Source organism: Nocardia sp. NPDC051832, assembly GCF_040681285.1.
In the GTDB taxonomy this organism is placed as follows: domain Bacteria; phylum Actinomycetota; class Actinomycetes; order Mycobacteriales; family Mycobacteriaceae; genus Nocardia.
In genome coordinates this window covers 1547333-1567269 of sequence record NZ_JBFAYL010000002.1, presented here as the reverse complement: position 1 = coordinate 1567269, position 19937 = coordinate 1547333, and the positions used below count along the sequence as shown (strand labels likewise).

Here is a 19937-nt window from a genome sequence, read left to right as displayed (position 1 = left end):
AACTCATAGAGAACGTGCTTTGTCCGCGAGGGTCGCCAGCGATTCGAGCCCGTCGAGCACCGCCGGCGCGGCGACTCCGAAGTCGATCAGGCAGGCGATCTCCCCCGCGCCCGCTCGGTGCAGGCTCTCGACCATCGACAGCGCCGATTCCGGCGTGCCGAAGAGCCCGTTGGTTCGGTAATAGCGTTCGAAAGCGAAGTCCAGCACCTTGTTTCGCGACCGGTCGTCCAAGCTGTCGAGCGCCGCCGCGCCGCGGCGCCACAGATCGACCGAATCCGCGAGGTAGCTCTTGAACGGTCCCTGCACCGTCTGGCGCACCGCGGCGTCGTCGGCTCCGACGAAGGTGTGCAGCATGACCGTGACCTTCCCGGCTTCGGGGTCGTGGCCGTGGCGGTCGCGCGCCTTGCGGTAGGCGGTGATCTTGTCCGCCAGTTCGTCCACGCTCTGGAAGAGCAAGGCGGTCAGTACATTCGCGCCGAGCTCGCCCGCCATCTCGAAGCGCTCCACGCCCCCGCTACAGGTCACCCAGGTGGCCAGGTCCGGCTGGATCGGGGTGGGGAAGATACACACCGGCCGCGCGTCACCGACACCGTTCGGCAGCGTGATCGACTCGCCGCGCCACAGTCGCTGAACAGTGTCCATCCCGGACCGGGTGACCTCCACCCGGGTCTCGTAATTGTGCTGTGCCAGTACGAAATCGTCGGGATTCCAGCCGGTGGCGAACGCGACGTCGACCCGCCCGTCCGACAGATTGTCGACCACCGACCAGTCCTCGGCGACGCGCACCGGGTTGTGCAGCGGCAGCACCACACTGCCCGCCCGGATCCGCACCCGCTGCGTGATCGCGGCCAGCGCCGCCGCGAGCACGGCGGGATTGGGGTACAGACCACCGAACTTGTGGAAATGGCGCTCCGGCAGCCAGATCGAGCTGAAGCCGTGCGTGTCGGCGAAACGGGCACTGTCGAACAACAGCTGGTAGCGGTGCGAGTCGGCGTGCTGTGCGTCGCTGGCGAAGAAGAACAGGCCGAACTGGATACCGGTGGCGGCCTGCTCCGGCCGTGCGGTCGAACCGGTCGCCGCGCCCACGATTTCGACGCCGCGATCGCGGTGTTCGGCGACTGCCTCGACCACGTCGGCGACGCACATACCGGCGTAGATGTCTTCGGCGGAGAGTTCGATGCCGAAGCGGTCCTCGAGTATCGTCAACAGCTCGGCGGCTTTGACCGAATCGAGGCCGAGGGCGGTGAGCGGTGTCCCGGGGTCCACCGAATCGAGTTCCAGTCGCTGCCGCGCCCACTCCAGGAAGAATGTCGTACTGTCGGCGTCCTGCGGCTCGCTCATCGGGCCCTCGATTCGAATTCGTTGGCGTACAAATGCCGCAGGTGCGATCGGCGGATCTTGCCGCTGGTCGTTTTCAGGACTTTGCCCCGGCTCACGAAAACCACTCGATACAGTGATATGGCGTGGTCACGACTGATCGCGGATCGGATCGAATCCTCCAGTGCGGCGGCGTCGACGTCGGCCGTGTCGTCCTCGAGCTCTTGCACGACGACCAGACGTTCTTCGCCGTGGATCTCCACCGACAGCGCGGCACAGCCACCGCGGCGCAAGCTCGGATGGTTGGATTCGATGGTCCATTCGATATCTTGCGGAAACAAATTGCGCCCGTTGAGAATCATGACCTCTTTGAGACGCCCGCAGATGAAGAGATTCCCGTCGAGCATGAATCCGAGATCGCCGGTCCGCAGATAGGACGTCCCGCTCTCGTTCGCGATTTCCGCCGCGAATGTGCGCTCGCTTTCCTCGGGTTTGTTCCAGTATCCCGAAGTGACGCTCGCTCCGCTCAGCCAGATTTCGCCGACCCGCCCGGCATCCGTCCGGCGCAGCGTCCCCGGATCGACCAGTGCCGCGGCGCCCGCCCGGACCGGCCCGTAGTCGACCAGCTCTCGACCATTGGGCCGTGCCACGGCGCGGCCCTGTTCCAGCTCCTCGTTTGCGAACGAGCGGGTGCGCACGCCCGATCGGACCGGCCCGCCGCTCACATACAGCGTGGCTTCGGCCAGGCCGTAGCCGGGAAAGAAACTCTCCCGGCGAAATCCGCTCCCGGCGAACTTCTCGGCGAAGGTCTCCAGCACAGTCGGATTGACCGGTTCGGCGCCGACGAACGCGATGTTCCATTCCGACAGATCCAGCTGTTCGGCCTCGGTGCGCGACACCCGCTCGGCGCACAGCCCGTAGGCCAGATTCGGGCCGCCGGCAGTGGTATTCGTGTGCTCCGAGATCGCCCGCAACCAGACCAGGGGCCGGCGCAGGAACGTCTCCGGCGCCATGAGCGTCGCGGGGTACCCGACGAACAGCGGCAGCAGAATTCCCAGCACCAGGCCCATGTCATGGGACGGCGGTAGCCAATGGACAGCCGAGGTGCTCTCGGTGTGCCCGAGCGCGCGCCGCAAGCACTCGAGGTTGTGGACGAGATTGCGGTGGCGCACCACCACGCCCTTCGGGGAACCGGTGGAACCCGAGGTGTACTGGAGATGAGTGATGTCGTCGTCCGCAGGCAGCGGTGTGTCGAGCAGCTCCAGCGGATCGCCGGATTCGGTGGCCGCGCTGTCGACGATCTTCCCGTCGGGCCAGCCGAGCAGGTCGCGGGCCACCGCGGCGGCCGACTGCGGCGCGATGACGGCGACAGCGCCGCTGTCCCGCGCGATCGCCGCCACGGTATCGGAATGTCTTCGCGAGCCCGGCACATACAGCGGCACCGCGACGCGCCGGGTCAGCAGACAAGCGAAGAACGCGTGCACCATATCGGGACCCGGTGGGCAGAGCAGCAGAACTCGGTCGCCCGGCGCACTGATCGTCTGCAACCGAGTCGCCAATCCGAGAATGCGTTTCAGCAGAAGGGCGTAATCCTCGACCTCGGGGTGACCATGACCGTCGAGAAATGTGTACCCGACTCGCCCGGGCTGTTCGGCAGCGCGCCGTACCAGGATTTCCACCAGCGTCGAGGGACGCTCAGAGAATTGTTCGAACCTCATCGATCTTCGACCTCCCGAATCAGCTCCGGCCACACCGAACAAACGGTTTCCAGGCCTGCGAAAAGGTTGTCGAGACTCAAATCCAAAGGTATTACACCAGCGAGGATTAGACGCGGAAGAAAGCTCGTCGGCCACACGACAGCTCCGGCCGACGTACCGAACTGGCTTGTTACTGTTCTCCTTTCGCCGTCGAGCACAACGTTAGTAGCCGAGTGCCCCACACCCTGGTCGGCGCGCCGACGAGCAGGGGAAATGCAGCCTTACGCGGCCGTGGAATGCGCAACGGCCCGTTGTTATCTCGGGTGTCGTTGCCGAGGCACCGCTGATTCAGATCAGGGGGATCGCGAGAGCGTCGCGATTTTCCCGGGCCGCACCGCGGACCTGTTGTGGCGTCGCGCCGAACCAGCGGCGGATCGCGCGGGTCAGCGCGGACTGTTCGCCGCGTGCGATCAGGGACACGCCACCACGGTAGTGATCATCGAGCGCTGGTGCGGTAGGGCGCTGCGGGGGCGCCGAGATTCGGTGTCCCGAGCAGGGATTCCGAGGACAGCGCGTAGATGCCGTCGTTGGTCAGCAGCCAGACGATATTGCGGTCGTACTCGACGTACACGCCGTGCGTCGGATTGCTACGCGCCCAATCCTCGGTCTCCGCACCGAAGGTCGGCGGCGCGAAGTAGCCCGCGATCTCGGGATTCTTCGGGTCCGAGACGTCGAAGAACTGCGCGCCGGCGTTGTAGAAGTCGTAGATCATCAGGCCGTCCCGTGGGTCGCCGGGCGAGGTGTAGTACCCGCTGCGTTTCGGGCCGAAGCTGCCGCCGCGCTGGCAGAAGTCGGTCACCGGCGCGCCTTCCGGCGGGGTCGGGCGGGGCAACCGGCCGACGATGCGCGGCTGCGCGGGGTTCGTCGCGTCCACCTGGAAGATGTCCTTGTACGGCTCGTAGCAGTCCTCGGACAACGGGTAACCGCTCAGATAGACCATGCCGGTCTTTTCGAACTGGGAGACGTCGACGTTGTCGGCTTCGGTACCGCCACCGACATCGGGACGTCCACATGGCCGACCTCGCGCAGATTCGCCGGATCGGAGATGTCGATGATCGACATGCCGAAGCCACCCATGGCCGCGAAACCGTACTTCCCACCCTCCTCGATCGGGGTCGGAATGTAGAGCGGGTTGCGCGAGCCCATCCAGGAGGTCCGGTTACCACAGCGCGGATTGGTGCGGTAGGCCGCTTCCTCGCCACGGACCATGCCCTCGCGGTGCCAGGTGTCGAGCAGTGTGGGTGCGGCCGGGTCGGCCATATCCCACACCTGAAACCCGTTGGAATACAGGTAGGTCGGGTACTCCTGCATCGACCAGTCATCGCTGGGAGCCGTCGAGATGAACAGGTAGCGGCCGCCGTCCCAGTGCGGCACATCCAGCGAACCCGAACCCTGCTGCGGCTTGCCGAGGTCGGGCGCCAGCGGATTCGCCTGTGCCGCATCGGTACTCACCGTCGCGAGCAGCTGCCAGTCCGATTTGCGCGGGCCGTTCAGTTTGTACACCTTGAAACCCTTGAGCTGCTTGTCCGCCCGCGCGGCGGCCACGCCCGCCGCGGCGGCGTACTTGCTCTTGTCTGGGGTGTCGCCCATCCAGAACGGAACCTGACGGCGCATCTCGAAACTCTGGACCATGATGTAGCCGCCGTATTTCTCGCTCCATTGAATCGTGGAGGCGCCCCAGTAGTCGTGGGCCGCCCAATCCTGGCTCGCCAGCGCCTCGTCGTTGCCCTCCGCCTCGGCCAGATCGGCCCGGGTCAGCGATTCGACGACCTGCACGTTGCGGACGTCGGTGATGTCGTAGACGCGGGCTTCGCTGCGATCGTATTGGAACATGTAGCGGCGGCCGTCGAAGTCCACGATGTTCTGCCAGGAATGGAACGGGTCGGGTGTGAACCGCTGACCAGGGTAGTGCGCCTCGACCGTCACATTGTCGCTCTTGTAGGTGTTCGGGTCGTAGCCGCCCGTGCCGGGAAACAGATCCTCGCCGCCGCCGGGGAAGGGATGCTGCTCTTCCTCGTTCACGTAGGTGAGCCCTGGGTGCAGGAAGGATCCGTCGTTCTGCATGCCGTAGCTGCCGGGGTCGACCTGAGCCGGGCGGCGGTCCGCGCAGGCCAGGACGACGTTGGGATCCGCTCGAGCTGGGCCGCGTTCGTCCACGGCGCGCGCCACCACGACGCCGCCTGCCGCCACCGCGGTGACCACCAATCCGGCCAGTATCTTGCGCCTTTGCGTCGACACCATTTCTGGAAACTCCTCTGGTCGTTTGATCACGACCAGTCTTCTGAGCTGTCGCCTATGGCAACTCATCCTGGAAGCCGTATCGGCGGGGTCGAAATCCGGCCGGAGAGGTCTTGCGCGGTAGCCGAGAATGTGCAGGCGGACTATCTCGACGGTCCGTCCAGGACTTCGTGCAGGACTCGGGCAAACGCCTCCGGTTGTCCCGGATAGCCGGACTCGGGGCCGGTGAATCCGCCGTGGTGGCTGGGGAAGACGATTGGCTTCTGGCCGAGGCGCTCAGCGAGCGCTGTCGAGGTGCGTTCGGTGACGGTGTTCATCGACTCCTCGCCGATGCCGAGCACGATCCGAGTCGGGGCGGCGGTGAGCGCGGCGATGTCGGGGCGATAGTTGACGACCGGACGGGAACGCTCCGACAGCAGTGGTTCTTCGCGGGAGCCGTCGTCCTCGACCGGCAGACCGAACATCGCGGGATCGCCGGCGGGCGCGGTGAAATAGTCGTCGGTGAATTCGCCCTGCCAAGACGTCATCGTGAGGAAGACCGCCATTCCGGCGCCGAAGCCTTTCGCCGCATAGGCGGCGTAATAGCCGTCCGCGGCACGGCTGGCCGCCGCGGCGTCGGGGAGCACCGACAGCATCGGCGGTTCGTGCGCGACCAAGGTCGTCACGTCGCCGGGATGGGCGGTCACGAGCGCGAGCGAGACGATGGCGCCGCCGCTGCTGGCGAAGATCTCGACCGGCCCGGAGTCGAGGGCCTCGATGACGGCGTGCACGTCCTCGGCATGAAGCGGGGGCAGGTTGTCGACCTGGCCGTCGGTGCGGACACTGCGGCCGATTCCGCGCGGGTCATAGGTGACGACCGTGCGATCGGCGAAATGCGTTGCGAGCGTGGTGAAACCGCTGGCGTCCATCGGCAGGCCGATCATGAGCAGCGGCGGGCGGCCATCAGCGGTCGGCAGTGGGCCGTGGACGTCGTAGGTGAGCTTCGCGCCGGGAACTTCGAGCGTGTGTGTAGTCATACCGGTCCTGACGTATCCGGCGGCGGAAACTCATCGGCGTGACGTCTCCCCAGTCAGGGCTGGAAGATCTCGTCTCGGTCAGTAGCTCTAGGACGACCTTGACCAATGCCTCGGTCCGACCTTCAACCCGGCCTTCAGCCCGTCCTTCGGCGCGCAGTTCGTCGGCGATTGACATGTATGCCTCCTTCGCACGAGGGCCGAGGCACCGCAACTCACCAGCGATGTCCGCCGGAGCGCCAAGAGCTTTCTTGAAGAGCGCATCGTGGTGATTCGACTGCTTCTCGGCCATGTTTGGGCAAACTACGCTGGAAGTGGTTGCGACACGCAGATTTCGGGGGCGGTGCCATGCAAAAAGCCCGGGACCGTGCGGGATTGGGTTCCGCACGGTCCCGGGCTTCGAGCTTCGGACTACTCCGAGTTCGGCGTGTCCTCGGACTTCTCCGGGGCCTCGGCGGGCTCGGCTTCGGCGGCCGGAGCCGCTGTCTTGCCCGGGTTCAGCAGCTTCTCCAGCGCCGAGTTGGTGACCCGCCGGAACGCCCGGCGCGGGCGCGCCTGCTCCAGCGTCGCCACCTCGAGCTGCGCCACCCCGATGGACCGCTTGTCCGGGCCCTCGGGCACGCCGGCCTGCAACGCCTTGACCGCGACGCCGACCGCGGCGGCGAGGTCGAGACCGGCCTTGTAGGAGCTCTTCAACGCGCTGACGATGGGCTCGGTCGTGCCGCCCATCACCACGTACTCGCGTTCGTCGGCGATGGAGCCGTCGAAGTTGATCCGGTACAGCACCGATTCGGGCTGCTGCTCCGGATACCCCACCTCCGCGACGCAGATCTCCACCTCATAGGGCTTGAGCTGATCGGTGAAGATGGCGCCGAGGGTCTGCGCGTAGGCGTTGGCCAGCGCGCGACCGGTGACATCGCGCCGGTCGAACTGGTAACCACGCAGATCGGCCTGCAGGATGCCGTTGCGGCGCAGGTTCTCGAACTCGTTGTACTTGCCCACGGCCGCGAAACCCACGCGGTCGTAGAGCTCACTCACCTTGTGCAAGGTCGCCGACGGATTCTCCGCGACGAACAGCACACCCTTGTCGTAGGCCAGCACGATGACACTGCGACCGCGAGCGATGCCCTTGCGCGCGAGCTCGGTCTTGTCGCGCATGATCTGTTCGGCCGAGGCGTAATACGGCAGTGTCATGCGGGGGCACCCCCTTCTTCCGCAGCCTCACGGTCGGCGACGATCCCACGGGTGATCGCGGCCAAACGCTCCTCGGTCACCTCGTCGGCGCCGTCCTCGTTGATCACGACCGCCGTCGGGAAGATGCCGCGGACCAGATCCGGGCCGCCGGTGGCGGTGTCGTCGTCGGCCGCGTCGAACAGCGACTCGATCGCGATCCGCAGCGCCCGCTCCTCGTCGATGCCCTTGGCGTACAGCTTCTTCAGCGACGACTTGGCGAACATCGAGCCGGAACCGACCGCGGCGTAACCGAATCGCTCCTCGCTGCGCCCGCCGACCACGTCGTAGGTGATGATCCGGCCCTTGCGGTCCGGATCGACGGTGTGCTCGTCATAGCCGACCAGCACCGGCACCACGGCCAAGCCCTGCATGGCGGCGGGGAGGTTGTCGCGCACCATTTTCGACAGCTTGTTGGCTTTGCCGTCGAAGGTGAGCGAGACGCCCTCGATCTTCTCGTAGTACTCCAACTCCACCGCGAACAGCCGCACCATCTCGATGGCCAGGCCCGCGGTACCCGCGATGCCGGCCGCCGAGAAACTGTCGGTGATGTGCACCTTCTCGATGTCCCTGCTGGCCAGCAGGTTTCCCTGGGTGGCACGCCGGTCACCGGCGATCAGCACGCCGCCGCGGTAGGACACCGTGACGATGGTGGTGCCGTGCGGGGCGAGGTCCGACGCGGCGGCGCCACCGGCTGCTGCGGTGGCACCGTCTATCGCGGCGAACCTGTTGCCCGGCAACAGCTCCGGTGCGTGCTGACGCAGATGCTCGATGAACGAGGACAGCGCGTGCCCCGGCTGGAGACGCATCGGGTCACCTGCTGTCACTGGCCGCCCTTCTGCACGTACGCACGGACGAAGTCTTCGGCGTTCTCTTCGAGCACGTCATCGATCTCGTCGAGCAGGTCGTCGGTCTCCTCCGCCAGTTTCTCGCGGCGCTCCTGTCCTGCGGCGTCTACACCCTCGGGACCCTCGTCCTCGTCGCCGCCCCCGGTGCGCTTGGTCTGCTCTTGTGCCATGGCAGCCGACCTCCTCTGTCCTCATCATGACCGGACCTGAAGTATGAGCACGGACCCGATCATGAGCAATGTGCGTGCTCGTCCTTCAACCCTACCCAGCAACACCGACCGGATGGCGGATCTGTGTTCAATTCGCCGTCCGGTTGTGTTCGGTTACGTAGTCAGCTGTTCCACCAGATCGGCCGCGGAATTCACTCCATCCAGCAATTTGCCCACATGTGCCTTGGTGCCGCGGCGCGGTTCCAGGGTGGGGATGCGCACCAGCGAATCGCCGCCCAGGTCGAAGATCACCGAATCCCAACTGGCGGCCGCGATGTCGGCGCCGAAGCGGCGCAGGCACTCGCCGCGGAAGTAGGCGCGGGTGTCGGTCGGGGCGTTGGTCATCGCATCGAGCACCTGCTGCTCGGTGACCAGGCGCTTCATCGAACCCCGCGCGACCAGGCGGTTGTAGAGGCCCTTGTCCAGGCGCACGTCCGAATACTGCAGGTCGATCATGTGCAGTTTCGGGGCCGACCAGGCCAGGCCCTCGCGCTGCCGGTAGCCCTCGAGCAGGCGCAGCTTGGCGGTCCAGTCCAGCAGGTCGGAGGTCTCCATGGGGTCGCGTTCCAGCAGATCCAGCACCATGGCCCAGTTGTCCAGGATGTCGCGGGCGCGGGCGTCGTCGACGCCTTCGCGGTCCATGAACTTCGCGACCCGCTCGTGGTAGAGCCGCTGCAGGGCCAGACCGGTCAATTCCCGGCCGTCAGCGAGCGCCACAGCGGTGCGCAGGGTGGGGTCGTGACTGATCTGGTGCACGGCGGTCACCGGGCGGGCCAGCTGCAGATCGGACAGGTCCTCGCCGGCCTCGATCAGATCCAGCACCAGCGCGGTGGTGCCGACCTTGAGGTAGGTCGACATCTCGGCCAGGTTGGCGTCGCCGATGATGACGTGCAGGCGGCGGTACTTGTCGGCGTCGGCGTGCGGTTCGTCACGGGTGTTGATGATGCCGCGCTTGAGCGTGGTCTCCAGGCCGACCTCGACCTCGATGTAGTCGGCGCGCTGGGACAGCTGGAACCCGGCGTGATCCCCGGACTGGCCCACGCCGACCCGGCCGGAACCGCAGATGACCTGGCGGGACACGAAGAACGGGGTGAGGCCGACAATGATCTGGTTGAACGGGGTGTCGCGGCTCATCAGGTAGTTCTCGTGGGTGCCGTAGGAGGCGCCCTTGCCGTCGACGTTGTTCTTGTAGAGCTGCAGACGCGGGGCGCCGGGCACGCTGGAGGCGTGCCGCGCGGCGGCCTCCATGACCCGTTCGCCCGCTTTGTCCCAGATGACGGCGTCGAGCGCGTCGGTGACCTCGGGCGCGGAGTACTCCGGATGCGCGTGATCGACATAGAGCCGGGCGCCGTTGGTGAGGATCATGTTCGCCGCGCCGACCTCGTCGGCGTCGATCACCGGCGCCGGGCCGTTCATCCGGGACAGGTCGAAACCGCGCGCGTCCCGCAGCGGGGACTCCACCTCGTAATCCCAGCGGGTCCGTTTGGCGCGCGGCACACCCTCCGCCGCGGCATAGGCGAGAACCGCTTGCGTGGAGGTGAGAATCGGGTTCGCCGACGGCTCGGTGGGAGTGGAGATGCCGTATTCGACCTCGATACCGATAATGCGCTGCATACCTCGAGCCTAGGCGACGCCCTCCCCCGGACCTGCCGCACCCGGGGTGCGACGCGCCCGATCTCATTCCCGCAGGCGATGTTCCGGGTGGCGGATCAGTTGTCGAACCAGACCACGAGCCGAACGTTCGCCGCGCCGTGCACGGCGGCCAGCGCCGCCATCACGTCCCAGGTCGGCTGCCAGCTCCCGCCCTCGGGAATCACCTCACGCCTGGTCAGCCGGACGACACGGAACATGGTGTCGCCGTCGATCCACTCGGTGCCCTCCGGCCAGCTCTCGCCGTAGTCGAGCGCGGGCCGATCCGATTTTCCGAGCACCTCGGCGAACCTGGCACTCCAGGCGGCCTTGCCGACCGGCTCCCACTCGCCGCCGGGACCGCGCTTGAACTCGTGAATGCGGGAGTCGGGTTCGTCGGCGGGCTCGCTCCAGTCGAGCTGCGCGATCTCGTCCCAGCCGATCCAGGTGGCGCTGTGCGCGTCGACCCCCCAGCCTTCGAATTCGGCCCGCGCCGGCTCCGAAGCATCCTCGGGCATACCGCGATTCGCCGCGACCGGACGGAAACCGGCGTAGTTGCGCACCCCGAACAGCAGGCCGAACGCGTCGTAGTGCCGGCCGCCCTCGATCAGGTCGAAGTCCATCGCGGCCCGCCAGGTGTTCTGCCGCCACCAGACCCGGCACTCGATGTACCCGTGGATATCGCACCCCATGCAGGGCGATTCTCCGCGCCCTTCGACGCTGCGCGCAAAGGGTTTTCGACTCGAGGCCGGGGCCGGTCGTTCCGGCGGACGACCTGGATGTCATCCCCCGGGTCGTACTTCCGGAGGACCCTGACAGCGGCCGCGAGATCAGATAGTCGTTGCATGACCGAATCGATTGTCGATCCCCGTCCGGACGCAGGGCGGCACCGTGAAGCGGAGGAGCCGGCGCGGCCCTCCCGGCTGGTCGCGCTGGACGTGCTGCGCGGCATCGCGATTCTGGGCACCCTCGGCACCAATATCTGGATTCTCACCAATCCGGAGGGGCTGCTCGGCTATATCAGTGAACTCGGACGGTCCGCCGAAGGCGGGTGGATGTGGGCGGAGCGGGCGCTGCAGCAGGTGGCGCAGGGCAAGTTCCTCGGATTGCTGACGATCATGTTCGGCATCGGGCTGGCTATTCAGCAGCGGTCGGCGGTACGCGGCGGGCGGCGCTGGCCGGGGAAGTATCCGCTGCGGGCGGGGCTGCTGTTCCTGGACGGTGTGCTGAACTTCGTGCTGGTCGCCGAGTTCGACGTGCTGATGGGGTACGCGCTGACCGGGCTCGTGGTCGCCTATGTGCTCGCGACAAGTGAACGGGCGCAACGTCGTTGGCTGATCATCGCGGCGAGTGTGCACACCGCGATGCTCACCTTGATCGGGCTGGTGATCGCGTTCGCGCCGCGGCAGGAGGCGGCGGCGCGGGAGCCGCTCGACCCGAATCCGTATGCCGACGGGTCGTTCTGGGATCTGGTGCTGTTCCGGCTGGAGAACGCGGGCGGCTTCCGGATCGAGGCGATCTTCGTCTTCGCCATGTCCGTGGCGCTGTTCCTGGCCGGCGCGCGCCTGTTCCGGGCCGGTCTGTTCACCGCCGAGGGCGCGCGAATCCGCAAGCGGCTCATGATCGTCGGCGCGATCGCCGCGCCGATCGATCTGGCGGCGGGTATCGCGGTGGGCGGCGACATCGTGGTGTTCACCCGGTACGGCACCGCGCCGTTCGTGGCTTTCGGCGTGCTGGCGCTGGTCGCCGAGTTCTATGTGCGCCGGCCGCGGGTCGGGTTCGCGGGCCGCCGCCTCACCGAGGTCGGCCGGACCGCGCTGTCCTGCTACATCCTGCAGAACCTGGTGGCCTCGATCTTCTGCTACGGCTGGGGTTTCGGGCTCGCGGCCCGCGTCGCCCCCGAGAACTACGTGCCGTTCACCATCGGCATGTACGTGCTGGTGTCGCTGATCATCATCACCGCGGCCCACCTGTGGCTGCGCCGGTTCGAGCGCGGACCGGTGGAGTGGTTGTGGCACAGCAGCTATCGCTTCCTTGCCCGGGAGCGCTGAAACCCGCAATCGCCTGATCTCGGCGAAGAACACGAGTAGTGCGCTACTCGTGTTCTTCGCCTGTGTGGACCGCACTATGGAAACATCTAGTCCACAAGGAGATTGCATGAAAGCCTCGGTCCGCGAGGTCTGGCTTCCGTTCAACGCACCGTTGCTCGCACGCGGAACCCCGGCCACCGGCCCGGACGAGACTGCCGCCGTATTCCGCCAATTGGAGGAACTGGAAACGCTGTTGCGCGGCCGGATGGTGCGCCACCACAGTGGCTCGGTCATCATGCCCTTCGCCGCCTTCAATTCCTGGCCGGCCGACGCGCAGCTCGGGCTGCTGTCCATGGGCTGGGCCATGGGTCCGAAGTTCCATTTCCCGCGCTTCCAGGACGCCGCCTGCACCCGCGACTGGCTGCGCTGCGCGGCGACCTGCCGCATCAACCCCGAGACCGGCCGCATCCCCCGCCGCAACGACCGCAACCAGCAGTTGTTCCGCAATGCCTTCCGCGTCGAGAACGAAGAGCTCGACCCGGAAGCCCTGCTCCTGCGAGTCCGCTGATTTACCGGAGAGCCCTGCAACAGCACTGCCGGGTGCCCGTACAACGATGTGCGGGTGGCGAACTCGTGGGGGTTTGGGTCATCTTTTCGCTAGCGTGGTCGGGGTGAGCCTCGCCGAGCGATACCCGTTGCTGCACCGGCCGACCCGCTGGGAGTGGGGCGGTCTCGACGTCCAGTTCTCCACCGAGATCCCGGCCGACGAGCTGGTCACCAACGTGCACGTCGTCTGCTTCGCCGGCGCCGAGATCGTGCTGTGCCGCGACGCTCGCGATTTCTGGCTGGTGCCCGGCGGCACCCGGGAAGCCGGCGAGTCGATCGATGCCTGCGTGCGGCGCGAACTCCGCGAGGAAGCCGGCGCGCGGCCGATCGGCCCGATCCACCGCATCGGCGCGCACCACGCCACCAGCGATCTGCCCGAGCCGTATCTCCCCTGGCAACCGCACCCGCACAAGGCCTGGCTGTGGTGCACCGCCGACGTCGTCGTGGACTCCGCGCCCACCAATCCGGACGACGGCGAGCAGATCCTCGAGGTCCGCACGGTCCCCTTCGACGAGGCGATCCGGCTCTCGGCCACCGACGGCGACCACATGGCCGAACTGGTCCGGCTGGCCATCGAATTACATCGCTGATCGCCTGAGATAGGGCTTCTGACCTGCGGTAGTCTCGTGGTAGTCTGGATCGTGGGTATTGAGTGGTACTTCGCGCTGGGCCAGCTTCTCGCCCGTGCCGGAGTCGACTCCGACGATGTGTTCGACCTGGTGAACGCCTGGCTGGCCGGGGAGCGTCCGGTGTGGCTCCGACCCGCCGACGACCGGGCGACGGGAATCCGGTATGTCGTGCTGTGGGGACGTACCGGGGCCGGCCGGCCCCTCGCGGTGCTGGCTCGCACCATGGGTCCGGATCTGTACATCTGCGGCGCCGGTCACCTGCAACCCGAGCAGGTCACCGAATTCGAGAAATGGGAGGCGACCCACGATGACTGAACATTTCCCCACCAACGCCGAGGACATGCAGGCGATCATGGGCCGGCTCACCTACCGTGACGACGAAACCGTCGAGGTGCCCGTGGTGACCGGGCAGGACACGGGGGCCGACCTGGTCCCGCGCTCGGTCAAACTGCCCGGCGATCTCGACAGCCGATGTAAGGCCCGGGCCGTGCGCCTCGGCCTGAGCCAGAGCGCCTACATCCGATCGCTGATCGAACGCGACCTGGCCCAGGCCGAGCAGCACGACCGGCCGGTGATGTGGTCGGATCTGGCGCGGATCGTGACCGAGCTCAATCGCACCGCCTGATCGACAAGTCAGCCCTGCTTTACCGTGGGGCCATGGAGTTCTCACAGGGCTGGGACAGCTTGGCCACGCTGGTCGAGGGACGCTGGATCGAGCGGCGGCCGCGGCGGCCGGAGGTCGCCGATCAGCTTCGGCGTGAGACTCGGTTGCTGCCCTGGCTGGCCCCGTCGCTGCCGCTGCCGGTGCCGATACCCGCTGTGCTCACCGACGACCCGCTGGTCGTCCGGCACGCGCTGGTACCCGGTGACGCGCTCGAGTCGCCCGGTGTCGAGGACGGTGTCGCGGTGGGGAGGTTCCTGCGCGCGCTGCACGGCAGTTCCGCGGCCGAGGCGGTTCGGCACGGATTGATCCCGGCGGAGCAGACCAGGAGCAGCCGAATCGCGGAGATCAGCAGGTTCCAGTCGGAGGTCGTGCCATTGATTCCTGTCGCGCAACAGGATTCGGCCCAGTCGATCCTCGACGCGCTGCGGGACTTCCCGGCCGACACGGTCGTACACGGCGACCTCGGTCCCGAACATGTCCTGACCGACGGCGGACGCGTCTCCGGAGTGATCGACTTCGGCGACGCGCACGTCGGCGACGCCGCGATCGATCTCGCGTGGGCCCTCTACGGCGCGCCGACCGCCTTCGCCGACGCGGTCGCCGACGCCTACGGGGTCACCGGGGAGCTGCGCCGGCGGGCTCTGATCTGGCATCAACTCGGCCCGTGGCACGAGGTCGTCTACGGCGCGGATATCGGCGACATCGCCGTGCGGCGAAGCGGTTTGGCCGGTGTGCTCGAAAGGCTGGAAGGCTCCGCCGGGATACCTCTACGGTGAACGCATGCCGGATGCCGTGCGCCCCGACGCCCTCGTAATCGCTCCCGCCACCCGCGACGACTGGGCGACCGTCGTCGAATGGGCCGACGCGGAGGGCTGGAACCCGGGCGAAGGAGACACCGCCACCTTCTTCACCCAGGACCCCGACGGATTCTTCCTCGGCAAACTCCACGGCGAGCCCGCCACCGCGGTGTCGGTGGTGAACTACGGCCCGGACTACGCGTTCCTGGGCTTCTACCTGGTGCGGCCGGACCTGCGCGGCGCCGGCCTCGGCCTGGCCACCTGGCGCGCCGGCCTCGAACACGCGGGCGCCCGGGTAGTCGGCCTCGACGGCGTCCCCGCCCAGCAGGCCAACTACCGGCGCAGCGGCTTCGAACTCGCCTACCGCACAGCACGTTTCGAAGGCGAACCGGACCTCCCACCCCCCGATGCCACCGTCCGCGCCCTCTCCCCCGGCGACCTGACCGGCCTGCACGCCTACGACACCCGCTGCGTCCCCGCCGACCGCCCCCGCTTCCTCGACTCCTGGCTCGGCGACCCCCGCCACCAAACCGTCGTCCGCATCCTCGACGGCCGTCTCACCGGCTACGGAACCATCCGCCCCGCAAGGCATTCCCTCCGCGTCGGCCCCCTCTTCGCCGACACCCCCGCCGACGCCCGCCAGCTTCTCTGCGCCCTCGCCGCCATCGCCGACGGCCCCCTCGCCATCGACGTCCCCCTCCACAACACCCCCGCCGTCCACCTGGCGGAAGAAGCCGCCCTGAAACCCGCCTTCGAAACCGCCCGCATGTACACCGGCCCCGTCCGTCCCCACCACACAGCCCGAATCTTCGGCACCACCACCCTCGAACTCGGCTGACCGCCTACCACCCACTACCAACCCGACTTCAGCTGGCACCCGGAGCGGAATCCTGCCGGGTTTCCCAAGGACCGCCTTGACTGGCCCGCACTGAGCCTTCGCCGACGACTCTCGTTGCTACAGTCCACATCGCTGGCGTTTCAGCCAGCGTCTGATCATCCAATTCACCGCAGGCGCGCGTGGCCGCACCGATATCGGGATGCAGTGAAAGATGAACGACGGCACCGCCTTCGGATGTCACCACCAGCACACCGACCGAACTTCCGGCCTTGTCACGCGCTAGCGTTGCTTGCACCGCGAGAACGCCGCCGCTTTCGGCGCCCAGGTGGTCTACGACTTCCGCACGACTCTGCGCAAGGTTCAGTTCCAGGCAACGCCGTGCGATCGCTTGTTCATCAACATCGAAATCGCTTGTCAGGGAGTGCATCGAGGGCGGCGGAGACTGCGCCCACGCCGAAATCAGCCCGGCATCCGAATCGCCGTCCCAGTAGGGCATTCCGGCATGTGCGTGCGCCTCGCGCACCAGCCCCTCCCAATCGAACTCCGGATCGCTGACCATCGTCCGGAGCTTCTCCAGTGCGACACCTGACTTGTAAGCATCCAACAGCAGAAACCGCGCCCTGGACCGGATCGCACCCCGGCTGCGGCCCAGGCGATCGGCGACTTCCACCTCCGTCATCGAGATGCGCAGCGCCGTAACGAACTCGGCATAATCCGCACCGGTCCACAGACTGCCTCGCCGATCCTGAGCCCCCATCGTCATGAGCCCATGCTCCCAGGGGGGTCCGACACAATCAGGGCGTCGCGTGCCCGCCAGGCGGCGGGCCTACACGTCGAAGTACAGGTCGAATTCGTAGGGGTGGGGGCGGACGTTGATTTCGGCTATTTCGGTGTCGCGCTTGAGGCGGATCCAGGTTTCGATGAGGTCGTCGGTGAAGACGTTGCCTTCGGTGAGGTAGTCGTGGTCGGCTTCCAGGCGGTCGATGACTATTTCGAGACTGGCGGGGGTTTGGATGACTTCGGCGGACTCTTCGGGGGTGAGTTCGTAGAGGTCTTTGTCGATGGGGGTGGCGGGTTCGATTTTGTTCTTGATGCCGTCCAGGCCGGCCATCATCATGGCGGCGAAGGCGAGGTAGGGGTTGCCGGAGGAGTCGGGGCAGCGGAATTCGAGGCGTTTGGCGAAGCGGTTGCTGCCGGTGACGGGGATACGGACGGCGGCGGAGCGGTTGCGCTGGCTGTAGACCAGGTTGACCGGGGCTTCGTAACCGGGGACCAGGCGTTTGTAGGAGTTCACGGTGGGGTTGGTGAAGGCCAGCAGGGAGGGGGCGTGCAGCAGCAGGCCGCCGATGTAGTGGCGGGCCAGATCGGAGAGTCCGGCGTAGCCCGCCTCGTCGTGGAAGAGGGGTTCACCGTCCTTCCAGAGCGATTGGTGCACGTGCATGCCGGAGCCGTTGTCACCGAACAGCGGTTTCGGCATGAAGGTGACGGTCTTGCCGTAATTCCACGCGGTGTTCTTGATGATGTACTTGTAGAGCTGCAAATCGTCGGCCGCGGCGAGCAGTGTGTTGTATTTGTAGTTGATTTCGGCTTGCCCGGCGGTGCCGACCTCGTGGTGCCCCTTCTCCAGCTCCAACCCCGCCGCCTGGAGTTTGGTGCACATGTCATCACGCAGATCGACATCGTGGTCGTACGGCGCGACCGGGAAATAACCGCCCTTGGGCCGCACTTTGTACCCGCGGTTCAACGTCCCGTCCGGGTTGTATTTCTCGCCGGTGTTCCACGAGGCCGACGACGAATCCACCTCGTAGAAGGCGCGATTCATCGACGTGTTGTAGCGGACGGCGTCGAAGATATAGAACTCGGCCTCGGGCCCGAAGTAGGCGGTGTCGGCGACGTTGGTGCTGCGCAGGTAGGCCTCGGCCTTGCGGGCCACGTTGCGCGGATCGCGGCTGTAGGCCTCGCGCGTGTGCGGGTCGTGCACGAAACAGTTCATGTTCAGCGTCTTCGCGCCCCGGAACGGATCCAGCTGGGCGGTACGCAGATCCGGCAGCAGCAGCATGTCGGATTCGTGGATGGACTGGAACCCGCGCACCGACGAACCGTCGAAGGCGAGCCCGTTGTCCACCAGGTCCGCGCCGAACATGACGGCGGGAACCGAGAAGTGTTGTTGCACACCGGGAACATCACAGAATCGGATGTCGATGTATTCGACTTCCTCCTCGCGGATGAAGTCCAGGATTCCTTCGGTGGTATGGGCAATCGACACGGCTTCGCTCCTCGCTCTCGCGGCTCATGTGCCATCCGCGGATCGGCGAGGCGACCGTGGTGCTGCTCGCCGAACTCACCATACGACTTATGCATCGATGACGGAACGGGAATCGGCGCGCCGCACAAAGATCGACGGCCGGGTTCGGCATTCTGCCGATACCGCCGGCCCCGGCGGTGCGGTGAGCTGAACCACACGACCTCCCGGGCCCGGGGTGCGTCGATTCCGAAAGGCACGATATGAACTCGTCTCCGCTGCGCCTCGCGGTGGGTGTCCTGTGTTGCGCGGTCGCCGCGGGCGTACTGCCCGGGTTCGCCGCGGCCGACCCCGGACGCACCTGGTTCGTCGGCGCGAACGCGGCGGCGAACGGAAACGGTTCGGAGGCAGCGCCTTTCAATACTCTTGCCGCGGTCTCGGCGGCCGCCGGCGCGGGCGACACCATCATCGTGCTCCCCGCGCCCACCGCACTGGACGGCGGCATCGCGCTCGAGCCCGGTCAGAAACTGCTCGGACGCGGTGGCGCACTGACGAATTCGACCGCGGCCCACGACGGCGACGCCGTGCGCCTGGCCCCCGGCACCGAGGTCCGCGACATCGTCGTCGCGGGCGCGCAACGCTCCGGAATCTACGGCCGCAATGTGGGATCGGTGACGCTCAGCGGCAATACGATCTCCGACACCAACCGCGGCTGCCAGACCGGTTTCGTCGTGCAACCGTTCCCGCCGATGCTGGGCGTCCCGTTCGGCATGTCCCTGCCCGCGGCCCCGAACCTGATCTCGCTGACCAACGGCTACGCGGGCATCATGGTCGACTCGGACGCCGGCGCGAGCACCCTCACCATCGACCGGAACACCGTGCGCGACACCGCCTGCGGCGACGGCATCGACATCCGCACCAGCGGCGCCGCCCAGGTGCACGCCACCCTGACCGGCAACCTGACCGAGGACATCAACGAGGGCCTGACCAAGTTCTCGGTCCTCGCGGTCGGCATGCAGAGCACCGGCACCTCCGCGCTGACGGCCACCCTGCGCGGCAACACCCAGCGCCGGATCGCCCTGCCCGCCAACGACCCCAAGAACGCCGTCGCCGACAGCGAGGGCCTGTTCATCAACGCTGCCGAACGCGCGCGCATGCGCATCACCATCGACGGCAACCGCTACGAGCACGGCGGCGGCCATTTCTCCGCCAACGGCATCGAATTCGTCACCAGCAACGGCACGCCGGACAGCGAGGTCACGCTGACCAACAGCGAATTCCGGGACGTGCCCGGCGATATCGTGCAGAACCTGAACCTCAGCAACGAGGGCGCGCGGCATGTCATGACCATCGACGGCCTCACCGCCTCCGGCTCCAGCTTCCCGGGCGAGGTGCTCAACCCGATCGTGCCCGGCAACCTCGGAACCTGTTTGTTCTCCGCCAGTTTCGGCCGCGACAATCACACCGCACTGACCCTGCGCAACGCACACCTGAGCCAGTGCAGCGCCGACGGCCTGGGCGTCTACGCCTACTCCCCCGCCGGCCCGAACCCCGCGCGGCACCTGATGACCTTCGCCGTCTCCGACACCACGATCTCCGGCGCCAAGGTCGCCGACCTGCACGTGCGGGCCGTCGGCGACCTGACATTGACCGGCCAGTTGCAGGACACGCGGGTCGCCGGGGAGATCGCCCTCGGCCAATCCGGCGGCAACCTCGGCCCGGGCTCGGTGCTCGACTTCACCGGCGGCCGCAACTGCCTGAGCCCGGCCGCGTCGCAGGCGCTCACCAACTCGGCGCTTCCGGTCAACCTCGGCGCGGGTCTGTCCTGCGGATAGCCCCGTGACCGGCCGAACTTGGTCACATGCACAAATGTGTGGCACACAGTCTTCT

The 19937-nt window shown here is 67.0% G+C and carries 21 protein-coding genes; 8 read left to right on the top strand and 13 right to left on the bottom strand.

Annotation, left to right across the window (positions count from 1 at the left end; genetic code table 11):
- Nucleotides 1-3: 3 nt before the first annotated feature.
- The 11 genes from AB0M14_RS17180 to AB0M14_RS17130 all read right to left on the bottom strand — a co-directional run bounded on the left by AB0M14_RS17180 (nt 4) and on the right by AB0M14_RS17130 (nt 10933).
- The gene (locus AB0M14_RS17180; protein ID WP_364995355.1) at nt 4-1341 is read right to left on the bottom strand and encodes a MupA/Atu3671 family FMN-dependent luciferase-like monooxygenase; all 1338 of its coding nucleotides are present in this window, start codon (nt 1339-1341) and stop codon (nt 4-6) included.
- Nucleotides 1338-3035 (bottom strand): fatty acyl-AMP ligase, encoded by a 1698-nt coding sequence (locus AB0M14_RS17175; protein WP_364995353.1) that lies wholly within the window; start codon nt 3033-3035, stop codon nt 1338-1340. Before AB0M14_RS17175 ends, AB0M14_RS17180 begins: the two co-directional genes overlap by 4 nt.
- 327 nt (nt 3036-3362) lie before the next feature.
- Nucleotides 3363-3494, bottom strand: a complete 132-nt coding sequence (locus AB0M14_RS17170) for a hypothetical protein (protein ID WP_364995350.1) — start codon at nt 3492-3494, stop codon at nt 3363-3365.
- A 16-nt stretch (nt 3495-3510) separates the two neighbouring features.
- Nucleotides 3511-4014 (bottom strand): hypothetical protein, encoded by a 504-nt coding sequence (locus AB0M14_RS17165; protein ID WP_364995347.1) that lies wholly within the window; start codon nt 4012-4014, stop codon nt 3511-3513.
- On the bottom strand, nt 4002-5315 hold the full coding sequence (locus AB0M14_RS17160; protein ID WP_364995344.1) for a hypothetical protein: 1314 nt from the start codon (nt 5313-5315) through the stop codon (nt 4002-4004). The genes AB0M14_RS17165 and AB0M14_RS17160 overlap by 13 nt, the downstream gene beginning before the upstream one ends.
- Before the next feature lie 140 nt (nt 5316-5455).
- The gene (locus tag AB0M14_RS17155) at nt 5456-6328 is read right to left on the bottom strand and encodes an alpha/beta hydrolase (RefSeq protein WP_364995340.1); all 873 of its coding nucleotides are present in this window, start codon (nt 6326-6328) and stop codon (nt 5456-5458) included.
- A gap of 408 nt (nt 6329-6736) precedes the next feature.
- On the bottom strand, nt 6737-7519 hold the full coding sequence (gene prcA / locus AB0M14_RS17150) for a proteasome subunit alpha (RefSeq protein ID WP_364995337.1): 783 nt from the start codon (nt 7517-7519) through the stop codon (nt 6737-6739).
- Nucleotides 7516-8364: a proteasome subunit beta gene (gene prcB / locus AB0M14_RS17145; protein WP_364995335.1), complete on the bottom strand. Its 849-nt coding sequence runs from the start codon at nt 8362-8364 to the stop codon at nt 7516-7518. The genes prcA and prcB overlap by 4 nt, the downstream gene beginning before the upstream one ends.
- A 14-nt stretch (nt 8365-8378) precedes the next feature.
- On the bottom strand, nt 8379-8573 hold the full coding sequence (locus AB0M14_RS17140; protein WP_194813738.1) for a ubiquitin-like protein Pup: 195 nt from the start codon (nt 8571-8573) through the stop codon (nt 8379-8381).
- Nucleotides 8574-8726: 153 nt separating this feature from the next.
- Nucleotides 8727-10226 (bottom strand): depupylase/deamidase Dop, encoded by a 1500-nt coding sequence (gene dop / locus AB0M14_RS17135; RefSeq protein ID WP_364995332.1) that lies wholly within the window; start codon nt 10224-10226, stop codon nt 8727-8729.
- 95 nt (nt 10227-10321) lie between these two features.
- On the bottom strand, nt 10322-10933 hold the full coding sequence (locus AB0M14_RS17130; protein ID WP_364995329.1) for a hypothetical protein: 612 nt from the start codon (nt 10931-10933) through the stop codon (nt 10322-10324).
- A gap of 153 nt (nt 10934-11086) precedes the next feature.
- On the opposite strand from AB0M14_RS17130, the gene AB0M14_RS17125 reads away from it, so the two are divergent.
- The 7 genes from AB0M14_RS17125 to AB0M14_RS17095 all read left to right on the top strand — a co-directional run bounded on the left by AB0M14_RS17125 (nt 11087) and on the right by AB0M14_RS17095 (nt 15805).
- Entirely contained in the window at nt 11087-12292 is a 1206-nt protein-coding gene (locus AB0M14_RS17125; RefSeq protein WP_364995326.1) for a DUF418 domain-containing protein, read from the top strand.
- Nucleotides 12293-12398: 106 nt separating this feature from the next.
- Nucleotides 12399-12839, top strand: a complete 441-nt coding sequence (locus AB0M14_RS17120) for a hypothetical protein (RefSeq protein ID WP_364995324.1) — start codon at nt 12399-12401, stop codon at nt 12837-12839.
- A gap of 103 nt (nt 12840-12942) precedes the next feature.
- Nucleotides 12943-13467, top strand: a complete 525-nt coding sequence (locus AB0M14_RS17115) for an NUDIX domain-containing protein (protein WP_364995321.1) — start codon at nt 12943-12945, stop codon at nt 13465-13467.
- A 51-nt stretch (nt 13468-13518) separates the two neighbouring features.
- A complete protein-coding gene (locus AB0M14_RS17110) occupies nt 13519-13821 on the top strand; it encodes a hypothetical protein (protein ID WP_364995318.1) in 303 nt (100 codons plus the stop codon).
- The gene (locus tag AB0M14_RS17105; RefSeq protein WP_364995316.1) at nt 13814-14131 is read left to right on the top strand and encodes a hypothetical protein; all 318 of its coding nucleotides are present in this window, start codon (nt 13814-13816) and stop codon (nt 14129-14131) included. The genes AB0M14_RS17110 and AB0M14_RS17105 overlap by 8 nt, the downstream gene beginning before the upstream one ends.
- Before the next feature lie 32 nt (nt 14132-14163).
- Nucleotides 14164-14946 (top strand): phosphotransferase, encoded by a 783-nt coding sequence (locus AB0M14_RS17100; RefSeq protein WP_364995313.1) that lies wholly within the window; start codon nt 14164-14166, stop codon nt 14944-14946.
- A gap of 4 nt (nt 14947-14950) precedes the next feature.
- Nucleotides 14951-15805, top strand: coding sequence for a GNAT family N-acetyltransferase (locus tag AB0M14_RS17095; RefSeq protein ID WP_364995309.1), 855 nt, complete (start codon nt 14951-14953; stop codon nt 15803-15805).
- Nucleotides 15806-15833: 28 nt separating this feature from the next.
- On the opposite strand, the gene AB0M14_RS17090 is transcribed toward AB0M14_RS17095, so the two are convergent.
- A complete protein-coding gene (locus tag AB0M14_RS17090) occupies nt 15834-16568 on the bottom strand; it encodes a hypothetical protein (RefSeq protein WP_364995306.1) in 735 nt (244 codons plus the stop codon).
- Between the two features lie 63 nt (nt 16569-16631).
- A complete protein-coding gene (gene glnA, locus AB0M14_RS17085; RefSeq protein WP_364995856.1) occupies nt 16632-18065 on the bottom strand; it encodes a type I glutamate--ammonia ligase in 1434 nt (477 codons plus the stop codon).
- 245 nt (nt 18066-18310) lie between these two features.
- On the opposite strand from glnA, the gene AB0M14_RS17080 reads away from it, so the two are divergent.
- Complete coding sequence (locus AB0M14_RS17080; RefSeq protein ID WP_364995303.1) at nt 18311-19882, top strand: hypothetical protein; 1572 nt, start codon at nt 18311-18313, stop codon at nt 19880-19882.
- Nucleotides 19883-19937 lie beyond the last annotated feature (55 nt).